The organism is Pseudomonas sp. L7, assembly GCF_046605565.1.
In the GTDB taxonomy this organism is placed as follows: Bacteria; Pseudomonadota; Gammaproteobacteria; order Pseudomonadales; family Pseudomonadaceae; genus Aquipseudomonas; species Aquipseudomonas wayambapalatensis.
The window spans coordinates 1093731-1119302 of the sequence record NZ_CP176784.1 but is presented as its reverse complement, the minus strand read 5'-3'; the positions used below and the strand labels follow the sequence as shown (position 1 = coordinate 1119302).

Here is a 25572-nt window from a genome sequence, read left to right as displayed (position 1 = left end):
TTACAAACTCAGCGCCCCCGAGTACAGCGCGTAAGCCGCCACCGCCGCCCCCACCAGCACCGCCGCGAATATCAGCTTCTCCCAGCGGCTGAACACCACCTGCCCCTGTTCATGCCTGGCCCGGGCAAACAGGATCACCCCCGGCGCATACAACAGCGCCGAAAGCAGCAGGTACTTGAGGCCCCCGGCATACAGCAACCACAACGCATAGACCAGCGCCAGCAACGCCACCGCCAGATCCTTGCGCCGCAGCCCCGCCTGCCCGGCATAACTCTCGCCCCGCCAGGCCAGCAGCACGGCGTAGGCCGCTGACCAGAAGTACGGCACCAGGATCATCGACGACGCCAGGTAGATCAGGCTGGTATAGGTGCCGGCCGAAAACAGGGTGATCAGCAGGAAGCCCTGGATCATGCTGTTGGTCAGCCACAAGGCATTGGCCGGCACATGATTGGCATTTTCCCTGGCCAGAAAACGCGGCATGGTCTGGTCGCGAGCGGTGGCGAAGAGGATCTCGGCACACAGCAACGCCCATGACAGCAGCGCCCCAAGCAGCGACACCGCCAACCCGATACTGATCAGCATCGCCCCCCAGGGCCCGACGATATGCTCCAGCACCGAGGCCAGCGACGGGTTCTGCAACCCGGCCAGTTCAGGCCGGGTCATCACCCCCAGCGACAGCACGTTGACCAGCACCAGCAGCGCCAGCACCCCGAGAAAGCCGATCACCGTGGCCTTGCCGACATCCGACCGGTGCAGCGCACGCCCGGAGTAGACACTGGCGCCCTCGATGCCGATGAACACGAACACCGTCACCAGCATCATGTTGCGCACCTGCTCCAGCACGCTGCCGAACTTCGGATTGCCCAGCCCCCAGATATCGCGGGTGAAGATATCCGCGCGGAAGGCGAAGGCCGCGATGACGATGAAGATCAGCAGTGGCACGACCTTGGCCACCGTGGTGACCTGGTTGATGAAGGTCGCCTCCTTGATGCCGCGCAGCACCAAAAAATGCACCGCCCACAGCAACAGCGAAGCGCAGCCGATGGCTATCGGCGTGTTGCCTTCACCGAACACGGGAAAGTAGAAACCCAGGGTGCTGAACAACAGGACGAAGTAGCCGACATTCCCCAGCCAGGCACTGATCCAGTAACCCCAGGCCGACGAGAAGCCCATGTAGTCGCCAAAGCCGGCTTTGGCATAGGCGTAGACGCCCGAGTCCAGGTCAGGCTTGCGGTTGGCCAGGGTCTGGAACACGAAGGCCAGCGCCAGCATGCCGACGGCCGTGATGGCCCAGCCGATCAGGACCGCGCCAACGTCGGCACGGGCGGCCATGTTCTGCGGCAATGAAAAGATCCCGCCGCCGATCATCGAACCGACCACCAGGGCGATCAGCGCCCCCAGGCGAAGCTTATGTCCCGGTTCGCCCATCTGCTGCTCCCTCACGCCTGTCGCCTGTATGAAACATAACGGCCATTACATATAAATGTTACAGCTTGTTTATTAATCAAAGCCATTAAAGCTATAGCACTCATAACGCATTTGTCTATATGACGACGGCGGCCAATGTGCACATTGTCGAGCAACTCGCAAATTCGCGACACCCTGTCGAAAGGCCCGTGAAAAATTTGCGAAACCGGTAAAAGCGACTAGCTTGAGAGTTCGCAAGCCAAACAGAGCGTTTGCTCTAGAAGTACATGGAGGTGCCAGCGCACAAGGCTTGCAGCAAAGCGGTCGGCACTCTCCAGGAGACGCGAGAAAGAATTTCTCTCACGCTGTTGCGCCATGAACTGATCCACATCAGCGAATGACTACAGCGCCGGATTTATTCTGTCGTCAACTTTCTCCTGGCATGGAGTTGTTAAATGTCTGATTCTCCCGGAAAACTTAAACTCGGCGCATTAGTTGCACTTGTCGTGGGGTCGATGATTGGTGGGGGGATCTTCTCCCTGCCGCAAAACATGGCCGCCAGCGCGGGCGTAGGTGCCGTGCTGATCGGCTGGGCCATCACGGCCGTCGGCATGCTCACCCTGGCCTTCGTGTTCCAGACCCTGGCCAATCGCAAACCTGATCTGGATGGTGGCGTGTACGCCTACGCCAAGGCCGGCTTTGGCGACTACATGGGCTTTTCGTCGGCCTGGGGCTACTGGATCAGTGCCTGGCTGGGCAACGTCGGCTACTTCGTCCTGCTGTTCAGCACCCTGGGGTACTTCTTCCCGGTCTTCGGTGAAGGCAACACCCCGGCAGCAGTGATCGGCGCATCACTGCTGCTGTGGGGCGTGCACTTCCTGGTCCTGCGCGGCATCAAGGAGGCGGCGTTCATCAACCTGGTCACCACCGTGGCCAAAGTCGTGCCGCTGGCGCTGTTCGCACTGATCTGCCTGTTCGCCTTCAAGCTCGACGTGTTCACCGCCGACATCTGGGGCCTGGGCTCGCCCGACCTCGGCAGCGTGATGGACCAGGTGCGCAACATGATGCTGGTCACCGTATGGGTGTTCATCGGCATCGAGGGCGCAAGCATCTTCTCCTCGCGGGCGGCAAAACGCTCCGACGTGGGCAAGGCAACGGTCATCGGTTTCATCACCGTGCTGCTGTTCCTGGTGCTGGTCAACGTGCTGTCGATGGGCGTAATGACCCAGCCGGAGCTGGCCAAGCTGCAGAACCCGTCGATGGCCGCGGTGCTGGAGCATGTGGTCGGTCACTGGGGCGCGGTGCTGATCAGCGTCGGCCTGATCATCTCGCTGCTGGGGGCACTGCTGTCGTGGGTGCTGCTGTGCGCGGAGATCATGTTCGCCGCCGCCAAGGACCACACCATGCCCGAGTTCCTGCGCCGCGAGAACGCCAACCAGGTGCCGGCCAACGCCCTGTGGCTGACCAACGCCATGGTGCAGATCTTCCTGGTCATCACCCTGTTCTCCAACAGCACCTACCTGTCGCTGATCTACCTCGCCACCTCGATGATCCTGGTGCCCTACCTGTGGTCGGCGGCCTACGCGGTACTGCTGGCGGTGCGTAGCGAAACCTACGAACAGGCCCTCGCCGAACGCAAGAAAGACCTGATCATCGGCGGTATCGCCCTGTTGTACGCGATCTGGCTGCTGTACGCCGGAGGCGTGAAATACCTGCTGCTGTCGGCCCTGCTCTACGCCCCTGGCGCGATCCTGTTCGCCAAGGCCAAGCGCGAGGTCGGCCAACCGATTTTCACCAACGTGGAAAAACTGATCTTCGCCGCTGTGATCGTCGGCGCCCTGGTGGCGGCCTACGGGTTATACGACGGCTTCCTGACCCTTTGACCACGTCTTCGTATGATTGGAGGAATCATCATGTCCACGGATAAACAGAAATACGGCGTGCATTCCGAAGCCGGCAAGCTACGCAAGGTGATGGTCTGCGCCCCGGGACTGGCGCACAAGCGACTGACCCCCAGCAACTGCGATGAACTGCTATTCGACGACGTGATCTGGGTCGACCAGGCCAAACGCGACCACTTCGACTTCGTCACCAAGATGCGCGAACGCGGCGTCGATGTGCTGGAAATGCACAACCTGCTGACCGACATCGTGCAGAACAAGGAGGCCCTGGCCTGGATCCTCGATCGCAAGATCACCCCCAATACCGTTGGCGTTGGCCTGACCAATGAAGTGCGCAGCTGGCTCGAAGGCCTCGATCCGCGCCACCTGGCCGAGTTCCTGATCGGCGGCGTGGCCGGCCAGGACCTGCCACAGAGCGAAGGCGCCGATGTGGTGAAGATGTACAACGACTACCTCGGCCACTCCAGCTTCATCCTGCCGCCCCTGCCCAACACCCAGTTCACCCGCGACACCACCTGCTGGATCTACGGCGGCGTCACGCTGAACCCGATGTACTGGCCGGCGCGACGCCAGGAAACCCTGTTGACCACCGCCGTATACAAGTTCCACAAGGAATTCACCGGCGCCGACTTCCAGATCTGGTATGGCGACCCTGACAAGGAACACGGCAGCGCCACTCTCGAAGGCGGCGATGTCATGCCGATCGGCAAGGGCATCGTGCTCATCGGCATGGGCGAGCGCACCTCGCGCCAGGCCATCGGCCAACTGGCACAGAACCTGTTCGCCAAGGGCGCAGTGGAAAAAGTCATCGTCGCCGGCCTGCCCAAGTCGCGTGCCGCGATGCACCTGGACACCGTGTTCAGCTTCTGCGACCGCGACCTGGTCACGGTCTTCCCGGAAGTGGTGCGCGAGATCGTGCCGTTCATCATCCGCCCCGACGAAAGCAAGCCCTACGGCATGGATGTACGCCGTGAGAACAAGTCGTTCATCGAGGTGGTCGGCGAGCAGCTCGGGGTCAAGCTGCGCGTGGTCGAGACTGGCGGCAACAGCTTCGCCGCCGAACGCGAACAGTGGGATGACGGCAACAACGTGGTGGCCCTGGAGCCTGGCGTGGTCATCGGCTACGACCGCAACACCTACACCAACACATTGCTGCGCAAGGCCGGGATCGAGGTCATCACCATCAGCGCCGGTGAACTGGGCCGTGGTCGTGGCGGCGGCCACTGCATGACCTGCCCGATCGTACGCGACCCTATCGACTACTAACGCCCTCGATCCGGCCCGCGCTTACGAGGCGTGGGCCGGGCACTCACCGCATTCAAGGAGACACTGTCATGGCGTTCAACATCCACAACCGCAACCTGCTCAGCCTCGAGCACCACACCACCCGTGAGCTGCGCTACCTGCTGGATCTCTCCCGCGACCTCAAGCGCGCCAAGTACACCGGCACCGAGCAGCAGCACCTGAAGGGCAACAACATCGCCCTGATCTTCGAGAAGACCTCGACCCGCACCCGCTGCGCCTTCGAAGTCGCCGCCTACGACCAGGGCGCCAACGTCACCTACATCGACCCCAACTCCTCGCAGATCGGCCACAAGGAGAGCATGAAGGACACCGCCCGCGTGCTCGGGCGCATGTACGACGCCATCGAGTACCGCGGCTTCAAGCAGGAGATCGTCGAAGAACTGGCCAAGTTCGCCGGCGTACCGGTGTTCAACGGCCTGACCGACGAATACCACCCGACCCAGATGATCGCCGACGTGCTGACCATGCGCGAACACAGCGACAAGCCATTGCACGACATCAGCTATGCCTACCTGGGCGATGCGCGCAACAACATGGGCAACTCGCTGCTGCTGATCGGTGCCAAGCTCGGCATGGACGTGCGCATCGCCGCGCCCAAGGCGCTGTGGCCGCATGACGACCTGGTGCAGCGCTGCAAGCAGTACGCCGAGGAAAGCGGCGCGCGCATCACCCTCACCGAAGACCCGAAGGCGGCAGTCAAGGGGGTCGATTTCGTCCATACCGACGTCTGGGTATCGATGGGCGAGCCTGTGGATGCCTGGGGCGAGCGCATCGAGCAACTGCTGCCGTATCAGGTGAACAAGGAACTGATGAAGGCCACCGGCAATCCGCGCAGCAAGTTCATGCATTGCCTGCCGGCGTTCCACAACTCCGAGACCAAGGTCGGCAAGCAGATCGCCGAAAAATACCCGCACCTGGCCAACGGCATCGAAGTGACCGATGACGTGTTCGAGTCACCAGCCTGCATCGCCTTCGAGCAAGCGGAGAACCGCATGCACACGATCAAGGCGATCTTGGTATCGACCCTGGCTGATCTCTGACCCCCACTTCCGGGCTGGCCCCATCCCCTGTGGGAGCGGGCTTGTCCCGCGATGACGGTGTGTCAGGCAGGTCGCCATCGCGGGACGAGCCCGCTCCCACAGAGGTTTTGCGCAGCCCTTCAGAAAGGACATTCCCAATGCGTATCGTTGTTGCACTGGGCGGCAACGCCCTCCTGCGCCGCGGCGAGCCAATGACCGCCGACAACCAGCGCGCCAATATCCGTACTGCCACCGAGCAGATCGCCAAGATCCACCCTGGCAACGAACTGGTCATCGCCCACGGCAATGGTCCGCAGGTCGGCCTGCTGTCGCTCCAGGGCCAGGCCTACAAGCCCGACGAAGCCTACCCGCTGGACGTGCTCGGTGCCGAGACCGAAGGCATGATCGGCTACATGATCGAACAGGAACTGGGCAACCTGCTGGACTTCGAAGTGCCCTTCGCCACCCTGCTGACGCAAGTCGAGGTCGACGCCAACGACCCGGCCTTCAAGGACCCGACCAAGTTCATCGGCCCGGTCTACGCCAAGGACGAGGCCGAGCGCCTGGCCAAGGAAAAAGGCTGGGTGGTCAAGGCCGACGGCGACAAGTACCGCCGTGTGGTCGCCAGCCCCAAACCCAAGCGCATCTTCGAGATCCGTCCGATCAAGTGGCTGCTGGAAAAAAGCAGCATCGTCATCTGCGCCGGTGGCGGCGGCATCCCCACGATGTACGACGAAAACCGCAAGCTCAAGGGCATCGAGGCGGTGATCGACAAGGACCTGTGCTCGGCGCTGCTGGCCGAGCAACTGGGCGCCGACCTGCTGATCATCGCCACCGATGTCGATGCCGCCTACATAGACTTTGGCAAGCCGACGCAGAAAGCCATTGCCCAGGCGCATCCCGACGAGCTGGAAAAACTCGGCTTCGCAGCGGGTTCGATGGGGCCGAAGGTACAGGCCGCCTGCGATTTCGCCCGCCACACGGGCAAGGTTGCGGTGATCAGCTCGCTGGAAAATATCGAAGAGATCGTCAAGGGTACTGCCGGTACGCGGGTATCGACCGCCAAGCCAGGTATCAGCTACCGTTGAGTGCAGTTGGCCGGTGCACGGCGCCGGCCATTTCCAACCTTGCGGAGGACGCCATCATGGCCCAGTACAGTCCTGGTCATGTTCATATCGAGCGCACGGCGCTGAACCAGAATGATCACAGCTACGACCTCAACATCGAGTACGAAGCCACTCAGGATCCCACGGAAGGCCGCGGTATCCAGTTCCGCATGCATGGCAGCATCGAAGGCAAGACGGTCGACGAAAAATTCTTCCTGGCCAAGGACCAGGTACTGCCCAGCTTTCTGATGCAGTTGAGCCGCAGGGCCCAGGCGCACCTGCCGGCGCCGAAGAAATTCGAGAACCTGAGCTCGCCGCACAAGCTCTACGACCACATGTTCGAGGACATCCGCCAGAAGCTGGACGTGAAGTCCGGGGATCCGATCAAGCCCGAGCATCTGGGTAATCCGTAATACCACCATCGCAGGACAAGTCGCAACGGCGGTTCGGCGTCCCGACTTGTCCCGCGATTGGGCCTTCCACCTCGCCAATGGCATACTGACGCCCTTTCCCCCACGCCCGTTGCCCCCATGCGCATCCACGTCAGCTTCATCGACCGCGTCGGCATCACCCAGGAAGTCCTGGCCCTGCTCGGTGCCCGCAACCTCAACCTCGATGCCGTGGAGATGGTCCCGCCGAACGTCTACATCGACGCCCCCACACTCAGCCCCGCCGTGCTCGAAGAGCTGCACGACGCCCTGTTCGAGGTGCGCGGCGTGCAGTCGGTGGAAGTGGTCGACATCCTCCCCGGCCAGCGTCGCCACCTGCAGCTCGACGCCCTGCTCGCGGCCATGAGCGACCCGGTGCTGGCAGTGGACAGCGCCGGCAAGGTGCTGCTGGCCAACCCTGCGTTGATCGCGTTGTGCGGACGCGAATCGGCCGGTCGATCGGTGGGCGAGCTGTTTGCTGACAGCGACCTGCTCCAGGCCCTGCTCGACAACAACTTCCACCTGCCGATGCGCGAGATGCAGCTCAATGGCCAGAGCCTGCTGCTCGATGCCACGCCGATCACCAACGCTGGCGGCTTGCTTACCCTGTATCCACCCAACCGCATGGGCGAACGCCTGTCGGCGCTGCACCATGATCACGCCGAAGGCTTCGATGCGCTGCTCGGCGACTCTCCGGCGATCCGCACGCTCAAGGCCCGCGCCCTGCGCGTGGCCACCCTCGATGCCCCCTTGCTGGTGCACGGCGAGACCGGCACCGGCAAGGAGCTGGTAGCACGCGCCTGTCATGCCGTCAGCAGCCGTCATGCCGCGCCATTCCTGGCACTCAACTGCGCCGCATTGCCCGAGAGCCTGGCCGAGAGCGAGCTGTTCGGCTATGCCCCCGGCGCCTTCACTGGCGCACAACGTGGCGGCAAACCCGGGTTGATGGAGCTGGCCAACCAAGGCACGGTATTCCTCGACGAGATCGGCGAAATGTCGCCCTACCTGCAGGCCAAGCTACTGCGCTTTCTCAGCGACGGCAGCTTTCGCCGGGTGGGGGGCGACCGCGAGGTGAAGGTCGATGTGCGCATCATCAGCGCCACCCACCGCGACCTCGAACGCATGGTCGCCGAAGGCACTTTCCGCGAAGACCTGTTCTACCGCCTGAACGTCCTCAACCTGCAAGTCCCGCCACTACGTGAGCGCGGCCAGGACATCCTGTCACTGGCGCATTTCTTCATGCAGCAGGCCTGCACCCAGATCCAGCGCCCGCCCTGCCGCCTGACCCCGGCCACCCATCCGGCACTGCTGGCCAACCCCTGGCCGGGCAACGTGCGCCAGTTGCAGAACGTGATCTTCCGCGCAGCGGCGATCTGCGAGAGCAACCTGGTGGATATCGGCGACCTGGATATCGCCGGAACCTCAGTGGCACGTGGGCAGGATGGTGAGGTGGCGAGCCTGGAACAGGCGGTAGGCGACTTCGAGCGTGAGCTATTGCAGCGCCTGTATGCCAGCTATCCCTCGACCCGACAGTTGGCGGGAAGGCTGCAGACATCACATACCGCGATCGCCCAGCGGCTGCGCAAGTACGGAATTCCAGGCAAGTCCTGAGCTTGGAGCGCACCAGATAACCCCGTTTTTGCAGATTTTTCCTACATATTGAACCAAGCCCCTCCCACTTAGAATGGCGGCCGTACCACCGCACGCGTGTTCCGGGTGCATCTTCGATAAAGCCCCTGCGCACGATCGAAAGCGCGCTCAGGAACACCTCTCTCACAGTGACAAAGAGTGGCGTTTCAATGCTCGAACTCGATTTCTATGGCACTCTCGTGGCCGCCTCACTGGTACTGCTACTCGGACGCGGTCTTGTCGCCCACGTCAACGTCCTGCGTACCTACAACATCCCCGAACCCGTCGCAGGCGGCCTGGTCGTTGCCGTGCTGTTGCTGTCACTCCGGGCCCTGGACATACACATCCAGTTCGACACCTCCCTGCAAGCCCCACTGATGCTGGCCTTCTTCGCTACCATCGGTCTGAGCGCCGACCTCGGCAGCCTGAAAAAAGGCGGACGAACTGTCGGACTCTTCCTACTGGTCGTTACCGGGTTTCTGATCGTGCAGAACGCCATCGGTATCAGCCTGGCAAAACTGCTGGGCCTCGACCCACTCATGGGGCTGCTGGCAGGCTCGATCTCGCTCTCGGGCGGCCACGGTACAGGGGCCGCCTGGGGCTCGACCTTCAGCACCCAGTACGGACTACCCTCGGCCAGCGAACTGGCGTTGGCTTCGGCCACCTTCGGCCTGGTGCTGGGCGGACTGATCGGTGGTCCTGTAGCCCGGTTGCTGGTCAGCCGCGTCCAGGCCCCCGGCCTCGAACCTGAAACACCTCGCATACCGAAAGGCTTCGAACAGCCCAACAAGGAACGCCTGATCACCCCTTTCTCGATGATCGAAAGCCTGGCGCTGATCTCGGTCAGCCTGTTGGCAGGCACCCTGTTGAACAGCCTGTTGCGCGGCACCGCGTTCGAACTTCCGACCTTCGTCTGCGTGCTGTTCGTGGGTGTCGTGCTGAGGAACGGACTGTCCGCCGGGGGTGGGTACCAGGTGTTCGAACGCGAGATTTCGGTACTGGGCAATGTCGCACTGTCGCTGTTCCTGGCCTTGGCGTTGATGTCCCTGAAACTCTGGGACCTGGCCGCCCTGGCACTGCCCTTCCTGATCCTGTTGGGTGCACAGACACTGGTCATGGCACTGTTCGCGATCTTCGTCACCTTCAGGGTCATGGGGCGCAATTATGATGCGGCGGTGCTGGCAGCCGGGCATTGCGGATTCGGACTCGGCGCCACACCCACCGCCATCGCCAACATGCAAGCGGTGACCCAGCGCTACGGTGCATCGCAGATCGCCTTTCTCGTCGTACCCATGGTGGGGGCGTTCTTCATCGACATCGTCAATGTCATCGTGATCAAGCTGTACCTGGCGTTGCCCTTCTTTACCCCGCTATAACCTGCCTGCCGACTTGTATCGATATCGATACACCGTAATCATTTCGATACAAGGCATCTTGCATCCCCATCTCCAAGGGTTTGATCACTCGAGCCTTTTCTTCTAAGCCCGCACTGTAGCGTTTTCATTCCAAAGATGTGGCAAGCGTTCGCCAACAAATAAATAAGTCATTGATTTTATAGTGATTTAAATAAATGGCCGCATTATTGCTTAGGGAAATCCAATCTCAAGAGCGCGGACCGACCGCGCCCAACGCCCCCTGCTTCCCGAGGATTTCCCATGAGCGAGTTGCGTTTCACCGAAGATCACGAATGGCTACGCGTCGAAGCTGACGGCAGCGTCACCGTAGGCATCACCGCCTATGCTCAGAACGCCCTTGGCGATGTGGTCTTCGTGCAACTGCCGGAACTGCAGCACTATGAAAAAGGCGCCGAAGCCTCCACCGTCGAATCGGTCAAGGCTGCCAGCGGCGTATACATGCCGCTGAACGGTGAAGTGGTCGCGGTCAACGAAGGCCTCAACGACAGCCCCGAGCAGGTCAACGAAGACCCGCTGGGCAAAGGCTGGTTCTTCCGCTTCGTTCCTGCAGACATGAGCGAGGTGACCGCCCTGCTCGACCAGGATGCCTACGACCGCCTGCTCAAAGCCAACGACGACGCCTGAGGACCACGACCATGACCATCAACCTCGGCACCGCCAACGAATTCATCGCCCGTCACATCGGTCCGCGCAGCACCGACGAACAGGCCATGCTGACCACCCTGGGCTTCGACTCTCTCGACGCCATGACCGCCGCCGTCATTCCCGACAGCATCAAGGGCACCAGCGTGCTCGGTAACGCCGACGGCCAGAGCGAGGCCGATGCCCTCGCCGCCCTCAAGGCGATCGCCGGCAAGAACCAGCTGTTCAAGAGCTTCATTGGCCAGGGCTACTACAACACCCACACCCCAGCACCGATCCTGCGCAACCTCCTGGAAAACCCTGCCTGGTACACCGCGTACACCCCCTACCAGCCAGAAATCTCCCAGGGTCGCCTGGAAGCACTGCTGAACTTCCAGACCCTGATCAGCGACCTCACCGGCCTGCCGATCGCCAACGCTTCGCTGCTCGACGAAGCCACCGCCGCCGCCGAGGCGATGACCTTCTGCAAACGCCTGTCGAAGAACAAGGGCAGCCATGCCTTCTTCGCTTCCGTGCACTGCCACCCGCAGACCCTCGACGTGCTGCGTACCCGCGCCGAGCCGCTGGGCATCGAAGTGGTGGTGGGTGACGAGCGTGAACTGGGCGATGTCAGCGCCTTCTTCGGTGCCCTGCTGCAATACCCGGCAAGCAACGGTGATGTGTTCGACTACCGCGAGCTGGTCCAGCGCCTGCACGGCGCCGGTGCCCTGGTGGCCGTGGCCGCCGACCTGCTGGCCCTGACCCTGCTGACCCCGCCGGGCGAATTCGACGCCGACGTGGCCATCGGCAGCGCCCAGCGCTTCGGCGTACCGCTGGGCTTCGGCGGCCCGCACGCGGCCTACTTCGCCACCCGCGATGCCTTCAAGCGTGACATGCCAGGCCGCCTGGTCGGTGTCTCGATCGACCGCTTCGGCAAGACCGCCCTGCGCCTGGCCATGCAGACCCGCGAGCAGCATATCCGCCGCGAGAAAGCCACCAGCAACATCTGCACCGCCCAGGTACTGCTGGCCAACATCGCCAGCATGTACGCCGTCTACCACGGCCCGGCCGGTCTCAAGCGCATCGCCGAACGCACCCACGCGCTCACGGCCATCCTCGCCAGCGGCCTGAAGTCGCTCGGCGTTCAGGTCATCACTGGCGAGTTCTTCGACACCCTGACCCTGGCCACTGGCACCGATACCACCAGCCTTCATGAGCAAGCCCGTACCAAGGGCTTCAACCTGCGCCAGGTCGACGCCACGCACCTTGGCCTTTCGCTGGACGAAACCACCTGCCAGGCCGATGTCGAGGCGCTCTGGGCGTTGTTCGCCGATGGCCAGGCGCTGCCGGACTTCGCCGCCCTCGCCGCCAACCACAGCCCGCGCCTGCCGGCTGCGCTGGTGCGCCAATCGGCGATCCTCGAGCACCCGGTGTTCAACCGCTACCACAGCGAAACCGAACTGATGCGCTACCTGCGCCGCCTGGCCGACAAGGACCTGGCGCTGGACCGCAGCATGATCCCGCTGGGCTCGTGCACCATGAAGCTCAACGCTGCCAGCGAAATGATTCCGGTCACCTGGGCCGAGTTCGGCAACCTGCACCCCTTCGCCCCGGCCGCCCAGAGCCAGGGCTACCTGCAGATGACCACCGAGCTTGAAGCCATGCTCTGCGCCGCCACCGGCTACGATGCCGTGTCGCTGCAGCCCAATGCCGGCTCCCAAGGCGAATACGCGGGCCTGCTGGCGATCCGCGCCTATCACCGCAGCCGCGGCGATAGCCACCGCGACATCTGCCTGATCCCCTCGTCGGCCCACGGCACCAACCCGGCCACCGCACACATGGCCGGCATGCGCGTGGTGGTCACCGCCTGCGACGCCCGGGGCAACGTCGACATCGACGACCTGCGCGCCAAGGCCCTCGAGCACCGCGAGCGCCTGGCAGCCATCATGATCACCTACCCCTCGACCCATGGTGTGTTCGAGGAGGCGATCGGCGAGATCTGCGCGATCATTCACGACAACGGCGGCCAGGTGTACATCGACGGCGCCAACATGAACGCCATGGTCGGCCTGTGTGCGCCGGGCAAGTTCGGTGGCGATGTGTCGCACCTCAACCTGCACAAGACCTTCTGCATCCCCCACGGCGGTGGCGGCCCGGGCGTCGGCCCAATCGGCGTCAAGTCGCACCTGGCGCCGTTCCTGCCCGGCCATGCCACCCTGGAAAACACTGCCGGTGCGGTTTGCGCTGCACCGTTCGGCAGCGCCAGCATCCTGCCGATCACCTGGATGTACATTCGCATGATGGGTGGCGCAGGCCTCAAGCGCGCATCGCAGATGGCGATCCTCAACGCCAACTACATCGCCCGTCGCCTGGAAGAGCACTATCCTGTGCTGTACACCGGCGGCAACGGTCTGGTTGCCCACGAATGCATCCTCGACCTGCGTCCGCTCAAGGACACCAGCGGCATCAGCGTGGATGACGTGGCCAAGCGTTTGATCGACTTCGGCTTCCATGCCCCGACCATGTCCTTCCCGGTGGCGGGCACGCTGATGATCGAACCGACCGAAAGCGAGTCCAAGGAAGAGCTGGACCGTTTCTGCGATGCGATGATCCAGATCCGCGAAGAGATTCGCGCCGTGGAGAACGGCAGCCTGGACAAGGACGACAACCCGCTGAAGAACGCCCCGCACACGGCGGCGGAGCTGGTTGGCGAATGGTCCCACGGCTACAGCCGCGAGCAGGCGGTGTATCCGCTGCCGAGCCTGGTGGAAGGCAAGTACTGGCCACCGGTCGGACGGGTCGACAACGTGTACGGCGATCGCAACCTGGTCTGCGCCTGCCCGTCGATCGAGAGCTATCAGGACGTCTGATAGCCCTCGGCCCGCCCTCTGATAGAGGTGTGTTCCTCTGTGGGACCGGGCAAGCCCGCTCCCACAGGGTTCAGCATCTGCCCAACCAACCTGGCAGGAGGTCACCATGTCTTTGAGCGTCTTCGACCTGTTCAAGATCGGCATCGGCCCCTCCAGTTCGCACACGGTCGGCCCGATGCGCGCCGCCGCGCGCTTCGCCGAGGGGCTGCGGCGCGATGGCCTGCTGGCCAGCACGGCCAGCGTCAAGGCCGAGCTCTACGGCTCGCTCGGTGCCACCGGCAAGGGTCACGGCAGCGATAAGGCTGTGCTCCTGGGGCTCGAGGGTGAACACCCCGACACCGTCGACACCGAATCCATCCCCGAGCGCCTGCAGGCGATCCGCGCCAGCGGTCACCTGCAGCTGCTTGGCGAACACAGGATCGACTTCGTCGAGAAGCAGCACCTGGCGATGATCCGCAAGCCAATGGACTACCACCCCAACGGCATGATCTTCCGTGCTTTCGATGCCGCCGGCCTGCAGATCCGCAGCCGCGAGTACTACTCGGTGGGCGGCGGTTTCGTCGTCGACCAGGATGCAGCCGGCCAGGACCGTATCGTCGAAGACAACACCGCCCTGCCCTACCCCTTCACGACGGCAAAGCAACTGCTCGGCCATTGCGTCGCGCAGCACCTGTCGTTCAGCCAGGTGATGCTGGCCAACGAAGCCGCCTGGCGACCCGAACATGAAACCCGTGCAGGCCTGCTGCGCATCTGGCAGGTCATGCAGGATTGCGTCGAAGCGGGCTGTCGCCACGAGGGCATTCTGCCGGGTGGCCTCAAGGTCAAGCGCCGCGCCCCTGCTTTGTACCGCCAGCTCAGCCGACACCCCGAAGCCAGTCTGCGCGATGCGCTGTCGGTACTCGACTGGGTCAACCTCTACGCCTTGGCGGTCAACGAAGAGAACGCCTATGGCGGACGCGTCGTCACCGCACCGACCAACGGCGCGGCGGGTATCGTCCCCGCGGTGCTGCACTACTACATGCGGTTCGTTCCCGGCGCCAGCGAAGACGGCGTGGTGCGTTTTCTGCTCACCGCAGCCGCCATCGGCATCCTCTACAAGGAGAACGCCTCGATTTCCGGCGCCGAGGTCGGCTGCCAGGGCGAAGTGGGGGTGGCCTGCTCGATGGCGGCGGGCGCCCTCTGCGAAGTCATGGGCGGCACCCCGCAGCAGGTGGAGAACGCCGCCGAAATCGGCATGGAACACAACCTGGGCCTGACCTGCGACCCCATCGGTGGGCTGGTCCAGGTGCCCTGCATCGAACGCAACGCCATGGGCTCGGTCAAGGCGATCAACGCCGTGCGCATGGCCTTGCGCGGCGACGGGCAGCACTTCGTCTCGCTCGACAAGGTCATTCGCACCATGCGCCAGACCGGCGCCGACATGAAAAGCAAATACAAGGAGACCGCCCGCGGCGGTCTGGCCGTCAACATCATCGAATGTTGACCCGAACAAAAACCAAGGAGTTACCGATGTCCGAAACGTTGCTCAAGACCCCGCTCCACGCCCTTCACCTGGAACTGGGCGCGCGCATGGTGCCGTTCGCAGGCTTCGACATGCCGGTGCAGTACCCATTGGGCGTGCTCAAGGAGCACCTGCACACCCGCGAGCAGGCCGGCCTGTTCGATGTGTCGCACATGGGCCAGATCGTGTTGCGTGGCAGCGACGCGGCCAGGGCCTTGGAAAGCCTGGTGCCGGTAGACATCATCGACCTGCCGGTGGGCATGCAGCGCTACGCCATGTTCACCAATGAGCAAGGTGGCATCCTCGACGACCTGATGGTGGCCAACGTGGGCGATGACACGCTGTTCCTGGTGGTCAATGCCGCCTGCAAGGATCAGGACCTGGCTCACTTGCAGAAACACATCGGCCAGCGCTGCGAGATCCAGCCCCTGTTCGAGGAGCGTGCCCTGCTCGCCTTGCAGGGCCCAGCCGCCGTCAAGGTGCTGGAGCGCCTGGCGCCGGAAGTGGCCGGCATGACCTTCATGCAGTTCCGCCCGGTGCAGCTGTCGGGCGAGGACTGCTTCGTCAGCCGCTCGGGCTACACCGGCGAGGATGGCTACGAAATCTCGGTTCCCGCCACTGCCGCCGAAGCCCTGGCCCGACGCCTGCTGAGCGAGCCTGAAGTGCAGCCGATCGGCCTGGGTGCACGCGACTCGCTGCGCCTGGAAGCCGGCCTGTGCCTGTACGGCCACGACATGGACACCCAGACCACGCCGATCGAGGCCAGCCTGTTGTGGGCAATCTCCAAGGTTCGTCGCGCCGACGGTGCTCGTGCCGGTGGTTTCCCGGGGGCCGAATCGGTGTTCGCGCAACAGCAACAAGGCGTGGCACGCAAGCGCGTCGGCCTGCTGCCACAGGAGCGCACACCGGTCCGCGAAGGGGCCGAGATCGTCGATGCGAACGGCAAGGCGGTCGGCAAGGTCTGCAGCGGTGGCTTCGGCCCAACCTTGGGCGCACCGGTTGCAATGGGGTATGTCGATAACGAACATGCCGCACTGGAAACGCCATTGTTTGCGGTCGTGCGCGGCAAACAAGTTGCCTTGAAAGTCAGCAAAATGCCTTTCGTGGCGCAACGTTACTACCGAGGTTGAAAGCGATCTCACAACACTGCGCTTATTCGTTTACGAACCTGCGCAATAACTTTTGAACATGGCGCCAGGCCAGGCGCCATGCCGTTTCCGACAATTTTGTCGGTAATCGGCAAAAGCCTTGATCCGTGCACCGAACGGGGCTTGTTTTTGTCGCTGGAGTTGGCGTAGAGTCGTCTCACTGTGTTTGCATGGGTCGCAACAGTTCGTGACCTGGGCCAGTAGCCGCAATTTGCTACAACCCGTTCGACGTCTCTTACTTTCCTGCAACCCAGCCCAGTACTCTTTCGCTCTGTGATGCGAAAGAAACTGAAATCACTATCTAAAGATTCATAGGAAATAAGAAAATGGCTGAGCGTCAGAACGGTACCGTCAAGTGGTTCAATGACGAGAAAGGTTACGGCTTCATCACCCCAGAGAGCGGTCCGGATCTGTTCGTTCACTTCCGCGCCATCCAAGGCAACGGCTTCAAGAGCCTGAAAGAAGGCCAGAAAGTCACCTTCGTTGCAGTGCAGGGCCAGAAAGGCATGCAGGCTGACGAAGTACAAGCAGAAGGCTGATTTCTGTGAAAAAGCCCCTGCGTTGACGCGCAGGGGCTTTTTTGTGCCCGCAATTTCATAGAATGAGGACTTTCCACCCGGAGCCCTCCTGCATGTCCAAGCGTTCTCTCACCCCCCAGGGCGATTTCCCGCCCGCAGGCCTGGGGCGCCGTCTGGCGGCAATGTTCTATGACTTCCTACTGTGCACCGCCCTGCTGATCGTCACGGCAGGTGTCTACAAGTTGGTGCAGATGTCGATCATCGGCGAGGCCCGCATGCGTGAGCTGACCGACGCCGGGGCGCTCGATGGCGATCCGCTGTTGTCCACCGTCCTGTTGTTTGCCCTGTTCGGCTTCTTCGCCAAATTCTGGACCCACGGCGGCCAGACCCTGGGCATGCAAGTGTGGGGCGTGCGTGTACAGAATGCCGACGGCAGCGCGATCAGTTTGTGGCAGGCGCTGTTGCGCTTCGTGGTGTCGATCGCGTCGTGGTTGTGCCTGGGGCTGGGGTTCGTCTGGTCGTTGATCGACAAGCGCAAGCGCAGCTGGCATGACATCTACTCGGAAACCCAGTTGGTGCGGATTCCGAAGCAGAAGAAATGACCCTGGGCTGCGATAAAGCCAACTTCGAGCCACAAAAAAGCCGACCCTGGGGTCGGCTTTCTCATTCACGCCTGGCTCATCACCCTGCCCGACGCAACAACCACACACCGGCCAGCGCACAGATCCCGGCCGGAATCACCACCGCCAACAGCGGCGGGAAACCGAACACCTGGCTCGACGGCCCCAGCAGGTCCTGGGCGATGCGGAACACGAAGCCCACCAGCACGCCGGTAAACACGCGCTGCCCCAGGGTCACCGAGCGCAGCGGGCCGAAGATGAAGGAAATCGCCATCAGGACCAGTGCAGCGGTCACCGCGGGTTGCAGGATCTTGGTCCAGAACGCCAGCCAGTAACGGGCGTTGTTCAGGCCCTGGTCGGCCAGGTAGTGGATGTATTCCCACAACCCGGTGATCGACAACGACTCGGGTGGCAGCACCACGGTATTGAGCAATTCCGGCGTCACCGACACGTCCCAGATTTCTTCCGGTGCCTGCACCACTTCGGTGTGGTCGCCACGGAAGAACGTGGTGCTGACGTCGTGCAGCACCCAGCGCTGATCCTGGTACAGCGCGCGGCGGGCGAAGCTGGAAGCGACGATCTTGCGTTGCTCGTCGAAACGGTAGCGGGTCACCCCGAGCAGCAAGCCGTTGGGCTGTACCGAGTTGATGTGCACGAACTCTTCGCCCTGGCGGTGCCACATGCCGCGCTTGGAGCTTTGCGCCTCACCACCGCCCTGGGCCAGCGAGCGCTCGGCCTGGGCCTTGTTCTCGGTGACCGGGGCGACGTATTCGCCAATCAGCAGACCGACCAGCATCAGCACCAGCATCGGCTTCATCACTGCCCAGACGATACGACCGATGGACACGCCCGCAGCACGCATGATGGTCAGCTCGCTGCTGCTGGCCAGGCTGCCCAGGCCGATCAGGCAGCCGATCAGCGCAGCCATCGGCAGCATGTCATACAGCCGACGCGGCGCGGTGAGCAGCACGTAGCTGCCGGCGTCGAGCAGGGTATAGGTATCACTCAAATCGCCCATCTCGTCGATGAAGGCGAACAGCGAAGCCAGGCCGAGGATGATCCCCAGCACGGCCAGAATGGCCAGCAGTACGCTCTGGCCGATATACCGGTCGATCTTAACCATGGGCCACCCCCGCTCGGCGCGCGGCCATCTTCAGGCGCAGCGGCTCCCAGTACATCAGCGCCAGGCCGATGAGCAGGAACAACGCGTGCACCCACCAGATGCCCAGAGAGATCGGCAACTTGCCCTTCTCGAGGGCGCCGCGAACGGAAATCAGCATCGTCAGGTAGGCCATGTACAGGAGGATCGCCGGCAGCAACTTGAGGAAGCGGCCCTGGCGCGGGTTGACCTTGGACAGCGGCACCGCCAGCAGGGTCACGATGAATACCAGCAACGGCAGCGACAGGCGCCATTGCAGTTCGGCGCGCTCACGCAGGCCATCATGCCCGAACAGGTCGGTGGTCGGGATGGCTTCACGCTCGGTGACCTCCTCGCTGACCTCAGGCTTGGGCAGCAGCACACCGTAGGTGTCGTACTTGATCGCCCGATAGTCGGCCTGGCCAGGGTTGCCGTCGTAACGGTAACCGTTTTCCAGGATCAGGTAGCGGTTGCCATCAGGCTGCACTTCCTGGTGGCCTTTTTCTGCCACCAGTACCGACGGTGCACGGTCCTTGGTCTTGTCCTGGTTGAAGCGTTTCTCGGAAATGAACACCCCGCCCAGATTGACGCGATCGTCGGACATCCGCTCGGTGTAGGTGACACGGGTGCCGTCACGCAGGGTCTGGAAACGCCCCGGCACAAGGGTGTCGAACTCGGTCAGGGCATCCTGCTGGGCGATGATCTTCTGCACCTGGGACACACCCTGGGGGGCCAGGCTCAGGCTCAGCCAGGCCACCACCAACGCGACCAGCGCAGCCGGCGCCAGCGTCAGCGTCAGCAGTCGCTGCTGGCTCATGCCGGTGGCCGAAAGCACGGTCATCTCGCTTTCGAGATACAGGCGTCCATAGGCCAGCAGAATACCGAGGAACAGGCCCAGCGGCAGGATCAGCTGCAGGAAGCCCGGCAGGCGGAAGCCCATGATCAGGAACAGCACGCCCGGATCGAGCGCACCCTGGGCCGCCTGGGCCAGGTATTTGATGAAGCGCCCGCTCATGATGATCACCAACAGCACAGCGCTGACGGCGCTCAAGGTCACCAGGACCTCGCGGGACAGATAACGAAAGACGATCAAACCAGACACTCCTGGGTTGTCAGGGGCGGATTGCCAGACAATGACTGAGTACAGCCAAGACCTATGCCGGTTCGCCTCAAGCGAACCTCCATGTAAAAGTGCGCGCATTATCCTGTGATTGGGCGCGCCTGTCACTTGGCGGCGCATGACAGTGGATGTCATGCCCGCAAAAATGCGGCAAAGCCCCATCATTGAAGCAGACACTGCCCCGCAAAAGCATAGACCGGGGTTGTCAGCGAGGCGGCGGCAGGCTCAAACTGGCTGCTTTTCAACTGGCACGCAAGCACGCGGCCAGGCCTGTCGTACCCCGTGTGCGGCAGTGGCCAACAACAGAGATCATTCGGGGAACCTGACATGGAACTGGTTGTAAAGACCGTAGCCGCAGCATCCGTGAAAACCGCCACCCTGGTCGTGCCAGTCGGTGAAGGCCGCAAGCTTGGCACCGTGGCCAAGGCCGTTGATCAGGCGACCGATGGCGCCATCAGCGCCATCCTCAAGCGCGGCGACCTGGCCGGCAAGCCGGGCCAGACCCTGCTGCTGCAGAGCCTGCCGGGCCTCAAGGCCGAGCGCGTACTGCTGGTTGGCAGCGGCAAGGATGAAGCGCTGGGCGATCGTGCCTGGCGCAAGCTGATCGCCAGCGTTGCCGGCGTGCTGCGCAACCTGGCAGGCGGTGACGCCGTGCTGGCCCTGGACGACATCGCCGTGGCCAACCGCGACGGTCATTACGGCAAATATCGCCTGCTGGCCGAAACCCTGCTCGACGGCGCCTATGTGTTCGACCGTTTCAAGAGCCAGAAGGCCGAACCGCGCGCCCTGAAGAAAGTCACCCTGCTCGCCGACAAGGCCGGCCAGGCTGAAGTCGAGCGCGCGGTCAAGCATGCCACCGCGATCACCACCGGCATGAGCCTGACCCGCGACCTGGGCAATCTGCCGCCGAACATCTGCCACCCGAGCTTCCTCGCCGAGCAGGCCAAGGAACTGGGCAAGGCGCACAAGGGCCTGAAGGTCGAAGTACTCGACGAGAAGAAGATCAAGGACCTGGGCATGGGCGCGTTCTATGCCGTTGGCCAGGGCAGCGACCAGCCGCCACGGCTGATCGTCATGCAGTACCAAGGTGCCAAGAAGACCGACAAGCCGTTCGTGCTGGTCGGCAAGGGCATCACCTTCGACACCGGCGGCATCAGCCTCAAGCCCGGCGCCGGCATGGATGAGATGAAGTACGACATGGGCGGTGCCGCCAGCGTGTTCGGCACCCTGCGCGCGGTGCTCGAACTGCAGTTGCCGATCAACCTGGTGTGCCTGCTGGCGTGCGCCGAAAACATGCCCAGCGGCGGCGCGACTCGCCCGGGCGACATCGTCACCACCATGAGCGGCCAGACCGTCGAGATCCTCAACACCGACGCCGAAGGCCGTCTGGTGCTGTGCGACACGCTGACCTACGCCGAGCGCTTCAAACCGCAGGCGGTGATCGACATCGCCACCCTCACCGGCGCTTGCATCGTTGCCCTTGGCAGCCACACCTCGGGCTTGATGGGCAACAACGACGACCTGGTCGGCCAGTTGCTCGACGCCGGCAAGCGCGCCGACGACCGCGCCTGGCAACTGCCGCTGTTCGACGAGTACCAGGAACAACTGGACAGCCCGTTCGCCGACATCGCCAACATCGGCGGCCCCAAGGCCGGCACCATCACCGCGGGCTGCTTCCTGTCGCGCTTCACCAAGAACTACAGCTGGGCCCACCTGGACATCGCCGGTACCGCATGGGTCAGCGGTGGCAAGGACAAGGGCGCCACCGGCCGCCCGGTTCCGCTGCTGACCCAGTACCTGCTGGACCGCGCGGGCATCTGATGACGTAAGACCATGGCGACCCTATCGCGGGCAAGCGCGCTCCCACAGATTCAGCACTGCAGCGAACCTGTGGGAGCGGGCTCGCCCCGCGATAGGGCCGTCACGGACACCCACCTTCCAGCTCAACGTACCTGACCATGGGCAAAGTCGACTTCTACATCCTCCCCACCGACTCCCTCGCCGCACGCCTGGATTTCGCCTGCAAGCTGTGCGAAAAGGCCTGGCGCCTCGGCCACCGGGTCTACCTGCACTGCCAGGACGACGAACAGCGAAACGCACTGGACGAACGCCTGTGGTGCTTCAAGGGCGAGGCCTTCGTGCCGCACGACCTGGCCGAGCAACATGCCGATGCCAGTGTCGCGCTGGGCCTTGGTGGCACGGCTGGCGAGCACCGCGACCTGCTGATCAACCTGGGCGGCGATGTGCCGGGGTTCGTCGGCCAGTTCGAGCGGGTCGCCGAGATCGTTGTCGAGGAGGCGTCCATACGCCAGTTGGCCCGCGAGCGGTTCCGTTTCTACCGCGAACAGGGCTATGCTCTGCAAGACCACCGCTTACAGCGACTTTGACGACGATGGACAAACCCTCTTCACTGACCCAATCCGCCCACCTGCTCGACGATCTCGAGTCGATCCGCCAACTGCTTGGCGACGCCGACCTGCAACCGCCGCTGCTGACCGAAACGGTCGAACAGATTCCCCTGCTGCTCGATGAGCCGGTCGGCAAAGCGCCAAGCGCCGTCGAACCGTCCGCGGCCAGCGCACCGATAGAGGATGCCCAGACTCGCCGCCAGGACACCCTTCTGCACCTGGACACCGAACTGCGCGCTGCGGCGCAATCGATCATGCAGGACGTGATCAACGACTTCGTTCCGCACATCGAGACCGAGGTCAAGCGTCGCCTTGAAGCGCGGATGGAACGGTTGATCAAGCGTTCCGAGTAACACTCGCCTTTTGCGGCGTCCTTTTCGCGGGCAAGCCCGCTCCCACAGGCACACCACAGCCCTCGAGAACTGTGGTGTGCCTGTGGGAGCGGGCTTGCCCGCGAAAAGTACACCATCGTCTGCAACATAACGACACCATGTCCCCTTCGCCTTGCCCGTTGTATACTTCTCGGCTTTCCCGAATTAATGCCTAAGGGTCCCCCCGCGCATGGATAAGACCTACCAGCCGCACGCCATCGAAACTTCCTGGTACAACACCTGGGAGTCCGAGAACTATTTCGCCCCGCAAGGTGCAGGCGAGTCCTACACCATCATGATCCCACCGCCGAACGTGACCGGCAGCCTGCACATGGGTCATGGGTTCAACAACGCGATCATGGACGCCCTGATCCGCTTCCGCCGCATGCAGGGGCGCGACACCCTGTGGCAGCCAGGCACCGACCACGCCGGCATCGCCACGCAGATGCTGGTAGAACGCCAGCTCGAGGCGAAAGGCCAGAACCGTCACGACCTTGGCCGCGAAAAGTTCCTGGAGAAGGTCTGGGAGTGGAAGGATCAATCCGGTGGCAACATCAGCCGCCAGATCCGTCGCCTGGGTTCGTCGGTCGACTGGAGCCGCGAACGCTTCACCATGGATGACGGCCTGTCCGAGGCAGTCAAGGAAGCCTTCGTGCGCCTGCACGAGGACGGCCTGATCTACCGCGGCAAGCGCCTGGTCAACTGGGACACCAAGCTGCACACCGCGATTTCCGACCTCGAAGTGGAAAACCACGACGAGAAAGGCCACCTGTGGAACCTGCGCTACCCGCTGGCCGATGGCGCCACCACGGCCGAAGGCAAGGACCACCTGGTCGTCGCCACCACCCGTCCGGAAACCCTGCTCGGTGACGTCGCCGTTGCCGTCAACCCGACCGACGAGCGCTATCAGGCGCTGATCGGCAAGTTCGTCGAACTGCCGCTGGTCGGACGCCGCATCCCGATCATCGCCGACGACTACTGCGATCCAGAATTCGGCACCGGCTGCGTGAAGATCACCCCGGCCCACGACTTCAACGACTATGAAGTCGGCAAGCGCCACAACCTGCCGCTGCTGAACATCTTCGACAAGAACGCCACCGTGCTCGCCGCGGTCCAGGCCTTCAACCTCGACGGCAGCGTCAACGAAAACCTCGACACCTCGCTGCCTGCCCAGTACGCCGGCCTCGACCGCTTCGTGGCGCGCAAGCAAATGGTTGCCGACCTGGACGCCCAGGGCCTGCTGGTCAGCGTCGATGACCACGCCCTGAAAGTGCCGAAGGGCGACCGCTCGGGTACCGTCATCGAGCCGTGGCTGACCGACCAATGGTACGTCTCCACCAAGCCACTGGCCGAGCCTGCAATCGCCGCGGTGGAAGACGGTCGCATCCAGTTCGTGCCGAAACAGTACGAGAACATGTACTTCTCCTGGATGCGCGACATCCAGGACTGGTGCATCAGCCGCCAGCTGTGGTGGGGCCACCGCATCCCGGCGTGGTACGACGAGGCCGGCCAGGTCTATGTCGGCCGCAACGAGGAAGAAGTCCGGACCAAGCATGGCCTGGGCAACGATGTGGTCCTGCGCCAGGACGACGACGTGCTCGACACCTGGTTCAGTTCGGGCCTGTGGACCTTCTCCACCCTCGGCTGGCCGGAGCAGACCGAGTTCCTGAAGAAATTCCACTCCACCGACGTACTGGTCACAGGCTTCGACATCATCTTCTTCTGGGTCGCCCGGATGATCATGCTGACCATGCACCTGATCAAGAACGAGGATGGCACCCCGCAGGTTCCGTTCAAGACCGTCTACGTGCATGGTCTGGTGCGCGATGGCCAAGGCCAGAAGATGTCCAAGTCCAAGGGCAACGTGCTCGACCCGCTGGACATCGTCGACGGCATCACGCTTGAAGCGCTGCTGGAAAAACGCACCAGCGGCATGATGCAGCCCAAGCTTGCCGAGAAGATCGCCAAGCAGACCAAGGCGGAGTTCCCCGAAGGTATCGCCAGCTACGGCACCGACGCCCTGCGCTTCACCTTCTGCTCGCTGGCCTCTACCGGCCGTGACATCAAGTTCGACATGGGCCGCGTCGAAGGCTACCGCAACTTCTGCAACAAGATCTGGAATGCCGCCCGCTACGTGCTGGACAAGGGCGAGGACTGCGGCCAGAACGGCGAGGCCTACGAGCTGTCGCTGGCCGATCGCTGGATCATCTCGCAACTGCAACGCACCGAAGCCGAAGTGACCCGCCAGCTCGAGCAGTTCCGCTTCGACCTGGCCAGCCAGGCACTGTACGAGTTCGTCTGGAACCAGTACTGCGACTGGTACCTGGAGCTGTCCAAGCCGGTACTGTGGGACGAGAACGCTCCGGTCGAACGCGCCCGCGGCACCCGCCGCACCCTGGTCCGCGTGCTGGAAGTGATACTGCGCCTGGCGCATCCGTTCATGCCGTTCATCACCGAAGAGATCTGGCAGCGCATCGCGCCGCTGGCGGGCGTCCAGGGCAAGACCATCATGCTGCAGCCTTGGCCGGTGGCCAATGAGAGCCGCATCGATTCTGGCGCCGAAGGCGACATCGAATGGCTCAAGGAGCTGATGGTCGGCCTGCGCAACATCCGCGCCGAGATGAACATCGGCCCGGGCAAGCCGCTGCCGCTGTTCCTGAAGAACGCCAATGCCGACGACCAGCGTCGCCTGCAGGAAAACGAAGCGCTGCTCAAGAAACTGGCCAAGGTCGAGACCTTCACCGTACTCGGCGAACAGGACGAAGCACCGCTGTCGGCCACCGCACTGGTGGGCGATCTGCAGGTGCTGGTGCCGATGGCCGGCCTGATCGACAAGGATGCCGAGCTTGCACGCCTGAACAAGGAAATCCAGCGCCTGCAGGGCGAGGTCCAGCGTGTCGGCGGCAAGCTGTCCAACGCCGCCTTCGTCGACAAGGCACCACCTGCGGTGATCGAGAAGGAACGCGCGAAGTTGGCCGAGTCCGAACAGGCCCTGGCCAACTTCACCGAGCAGCATGCGCGGATTGCAGCGCTGTAACCTGACATTG

At 63.1% G+C, this 25572-nt stretch carries 20 protein-coding genes; 17 read left to right on the top strand and 3 right to left on the bottom strand.

Features of this window, described 5'->3' with window-relative positions:
* Complete coding sequence (gene arcD / locus ACK3BK_RS05390) at positions 1–1428, bottom strand: arginine-ornithine antiporter (protein ID WP_186667929.1); 1428 nt, start codon at positions 1426–1428, stop codon at positions 1–3.
* A gap of 434 nt (positions 1429–1862) precedes the next feature.
* Between arcD (ACK3BK_RS05390) and arcD (ACK3BK_RS05385) the strand changes: the two genes are divergently transcribed.
* The 13 genes from arcD (ACK3BK_RS05385) (at position 1863) to ACK3BK_RS05325 (ending at position 17470) form a co-directional block, all read left to right on the top strand.
* Complete coding sequence (arcD, locus tag ACK3BK_RS05385) at positions 1863–3290, top strand: arginine-ornithine antiporter (RefSeq protein WP_186667927.1); 1428 nt, start codon at positions 1863–1865, stop codon at positions 3288–3290.
* Between the two features lie 30 nt (positions 3291–3320).
* Positions 3321–4574, top strand: a complete 1254-nt coding sequence (gene arcA, locus ACK3BK_RS05380) for an arginine deiminase (protein WP_186667925.1) — start codon at positions 3321–3323, stop codon at positions 4572–4574.
* A gap of 68 nt (positions 4575–4642) precedes the next feature.
* Positions 4643–5653 (top strand): ornithine carbamoyltransferase, encoded by a 1011-nt coding sequence (locus ACK3BK_RS05375; RefSeq protein WP_054895515.1) that lies wholly within the window; start codon positions 4643–4645, stop codon positions 5651–5653.
* 137 nt (positions 5654–5790) lie between these two features.
* Positions 5791–6720, top strand: coding sequence for a carbamate kinase (gene arcC / locus ACK3BK_RS05370; RefSeq protein WP_411383860.1), 930 nt, complete (start codon positions 5791–5793; stop codon positions 6718–6720).
* Between the two features lie 56 nt (positions 6721–6776).
* Positions 6777–7151 carry a DUF5064 family protein gene (locus tag ACK3BK_RS05365; RefSeq protein WP_186667914.1) on the top strand — a complete coding sequence of 125 codons (375 nt, stop codon included), beginning with the start codon at positions 6777–6779 and terminating at the stop codon, positions 7149–7151.
* 117 nt (positions 7152–7268) lie between these two features.
* On the top strand, positions 7269–8777 hold the full coding sequence (locus ACK3BK_RS05360) for a sigma-54-dependent transcriptional regulator (protein ID WP_186721709.1): 1509 nt from the start codon (positions 7269–7271) through the stop codon (positions 8775–8777).
* A gap of 188 nt (positions 8778–8965) precedes the next feature.
* The gene (gltS, locus tag ACK3BK_RS05355) at positions 8966–10171 is read left to right on the top strand and encodes a sodium/glutamate symporter (RefSeq protein ID WP_186667911.1); all 1206 of its coding nucleotides are present in this window, start codon (positions 8966–8968) and stop codon (positions 10169–10171) included.
* A gap of 279 nt (positions 10172–10450) precedes the next feature.
* Complete coding sequence (gene gcvH / locus ACK3BK_RS05350) at positions 10451–10834, top strand: glycine cleavage system protein GcvH (protein ID WP_411383859.1); 384 nt, start codon at positions 10451–10453, stop codon at positions 10832–10834.
* Between the two features lie 11 nt (positions 10835–10845).
* On the top strand, positions 10846–13701 hold the full coding sequence (gcvP, locus tag ACK3BK_RS05345; RefSeq protein ID WP_186721707.1) for an aminomethyl-transferring glycine dehydrogenase: 2856 nt from the start codon (positions 10846–10848) through the stop codon (positions 13699–13701).
* Positions 13702–13807: 106 nt separating this feature from the next.
* Complete coding sequence (locus tag ACK3BK_RS05340) at positions 13808–15184, top strand: L-serine ammonia-lyase (protein ID WP_411383858.1); 1377 nt, start codon at positions 13808–13810, stop codon at positions 15182–15184.
* Between the two features lie 26 nt (positions 15185–15210).
* Entirely contained in the window at positions 15211–16332 is a 1122-nt protein-coding gene (gene gcvT / locus ACK3BK_RS05335; RefSeq protein ID WP_411383857.1) for a glycine cleavage system aminomethyltransferase GcvT, read from the top strand.
* Positions 16333–16676: 344 nt separating this feature from the next.
* Positions 16677–16889: a cold-shock protein gene (locus ACK3BK_RS05330; RefSeq protein WP_046854299.1), complete on the top strand. Its 213-nt coding sequence runs from the start codon at positions 16677–16679 to the stop codon at positions 16887–16889.
* A 92-nt stretch (positions 16890–16981) separates the two neighbouring features.
* On the top strand, positions 16982–17470 hold the full coding sequence (locus ACK3BK_RS05325; RefSeq protein WP_411383856.1) for an RDD family protein: 489 nt from the start codon (positions 16982–16984) through the stop codon (positions 17468–17470).
* Between the two features lie 79 nt (positions 17471–17549).
* Here ACK3BK_RS05325 and lptG read toward each other — a convergent pair whose 3' ends face one another.
* Complete coding sequence (gene lptG, locus ACK3BK_RS05320) at positions 17550–18611, bottom strand: LPS export ABC transporter permease LptG (protein WP_054895506.1); 1062 nt, start codon at positions 18609–18611, stop codon at positions 17550–17552.
* On the bottom strand, positions 18604–19719 hold the full coding sequence (gene lptF / locus ACK3BK_RS05315; protein ID WP_186667899.1) for an LPS export ABC transporter permease LptF: 1116 nt from the start codon (positions 19717–19719) through the stop codon (positions 18604–18606). Before lptF ends, lptG begins: the two co-directional genes overlap by 8 nt.
* A gap of 354 nt (positions 19720–20073) precedes the next feature.
* On the opposite strand from lptF, the gene ACK3BK_RS05310 reads away from it, so the two are divergent.
* From ACK3BK_RS05310 to ACK3BK_RS05295, 4 genes are all read left to right on the top strand, one after another.
* Complete coding sequence (locus ACK3BK_RS05310; protein WP_186667897.1) at positions 20074–21567, top strand: leucyl aminopeptidase; 1494 nt, start codon at positions 20074–20076, stop codon at positions 21565–21567.
* Positions 21568–21704: 137 nt separating this feature from the next.
* Complete coding sequence (locus ACK3BK_RS05305; protein ID WP_186721699.1) at positions 21705–22133, top strand: DNA polymerase III subunit chi; 429 nt, start codon at positions 21705–21707, stop codon at positions 22131–22133.
* Positions 22134–22138: 5 nt separating this feature from the next.
* Positions 22139–22507, top strand: coding sequence for a DNA polymerase III subunit chi (locus ACK3BK_RS05300; protein WP_186667893.1), 369 nt, complete (start codon positions 22139–22141; stop codon positions 22505–22507).
* A gap of 208 nt (positions 22508–22715) precedes the next feature.
* Entirely contained in the window at positions 22716–25562 is a 2847-nt protein-coding gene (locus ACK3BK_RS05295) for a valine--tRNA ligase (protein WP_186721697.1), read from the top strand.
* The last annotated feature ends 10 nt before the right edge of the window (positions 25563–25572 follow it).

Coding starts and splice junctions, on each gene's coding strand:
- arcD (WP_186667929.1), bottom strand. CDS start 1,428: ATGGGCGAACCGGGACATAAGCTTCGCCTGGGGGCGCTGATCGCCCTG.
- arcD (WP_186667927.1), top strand. CDS start 1,863: ATGTCTGATTCTCCCGGAAAACTTAAACTCGGCGCATTAGTTGCACTT.
- arcA (WP_186667925.1), top strand. CDS start 3,321: ATGTCCACGGATAAACAGAAATACGGCGTGCATTCCGAAGCCGGCAAG.
- ACK3BK_RS05375 (WP_054895515.1), top strand. CDS start 4,643: ATGGCGTTCAACATCCACAACCGCAACCTGCTCAGCCTCGAGCACCAC.
- arcC (WP_411383860.1), top strand. CDS start 5,791: ATGCGTATCGTTGTTGCACTGGGCGGCAACGCCCTCCTGCGCCGCGGC.
- ACK3BK_RS05365 (WP_186667914.1), top strand. CDS start 6,777: ATGGCCCAGTACAGTCCTGGTCATGTTCATATCGAGCGCACGGCGCTG.
- ACK3BK_RS05360 (WP_186721709.1), top strand. CDS start 7,269: ATGCGCATCCACGTCAGCTTCATCGACCGCGTCGGCATCACCCAGGAA.
- gltS (WP_186667911.1), top strand. CDS start 8,966: ATGCTCGAACTCGATTTCTATGGCACTCTCGTGGCCGCCTCACTGGTA.
- gcvH (WP_411383859.1), top strand. CDS start 10,451: ATGAGCGAGTTGCGTTTCACCGAAGATCACGAATGGCTACGCGTCGAA.
- gcvP (WP_186721707.1), top strand. CDS start 10,846: ATGACCATCAACCTCGGCACCGCCAACGAATTCATCGCCCGTCACATC.
- ACK3BK_RS05340 (WP_411383858.1), top strand. CDS start 13,808: ATGTCTTTGAGCGTCTTCGACCTGTTCAAGATCGGCATCGGCCCCTCC.
- gcvT (WP_411383857.1), top strand. CDS start 15,211: ATGTCCGAAACGTTGCTCAAGACCCCGCTCCACGCCCTTCACCTGGAA.
- ACK3BK_RS05330 (WP_046854299.1), top strand. CDS start 16,677: ATGGCTGAGCGTCAGAACGGTACCGTCAAGTGGTTCAATGACGAGAAA.
- ACK3BK_RS05325 (WP_411383856.1), top strand. CDS start 16,982: ATGTCCAAGCGTTCTCTCACCCCCCAGGGCGATTTCCCGCCCGCAGGC.
- lptG (WP_054895506.1), bottom strand. CDS start 18,611: ATGGTTAAGATCGACCGGTATATCGGCCAGAGCGTACTGCTGGCCATT.
- ACK3BK_RS05310 (WP_186667897.1), top strand. CDS start 20,074: ATGGAACTGGTTGTAAAGACCGTAGCCGCAGCATCCGTGAAAACCGCC.
- ACK3BK_RS05305 (WP_186721699.1), top strand. CDS start 21,705: ATGGGCAAAGTCGACTTCTACATCCTCCCCACCGACTCCCTCGCCGCA.
- ACK3BK_RS05300 (WP_186667893.1), top strand. CDS start 22,139: ATGGACAAACCCTCTTCACTGACCCAATCCGCCCACCTGCTCGACGAT.
- ACK3BK_RS05295 (WP_186721697.1), top strand. CDS start 22,716: ATGGATAAGACCTACCAGCCGCACGCCATCGAAACTTCCTGGTACAAC.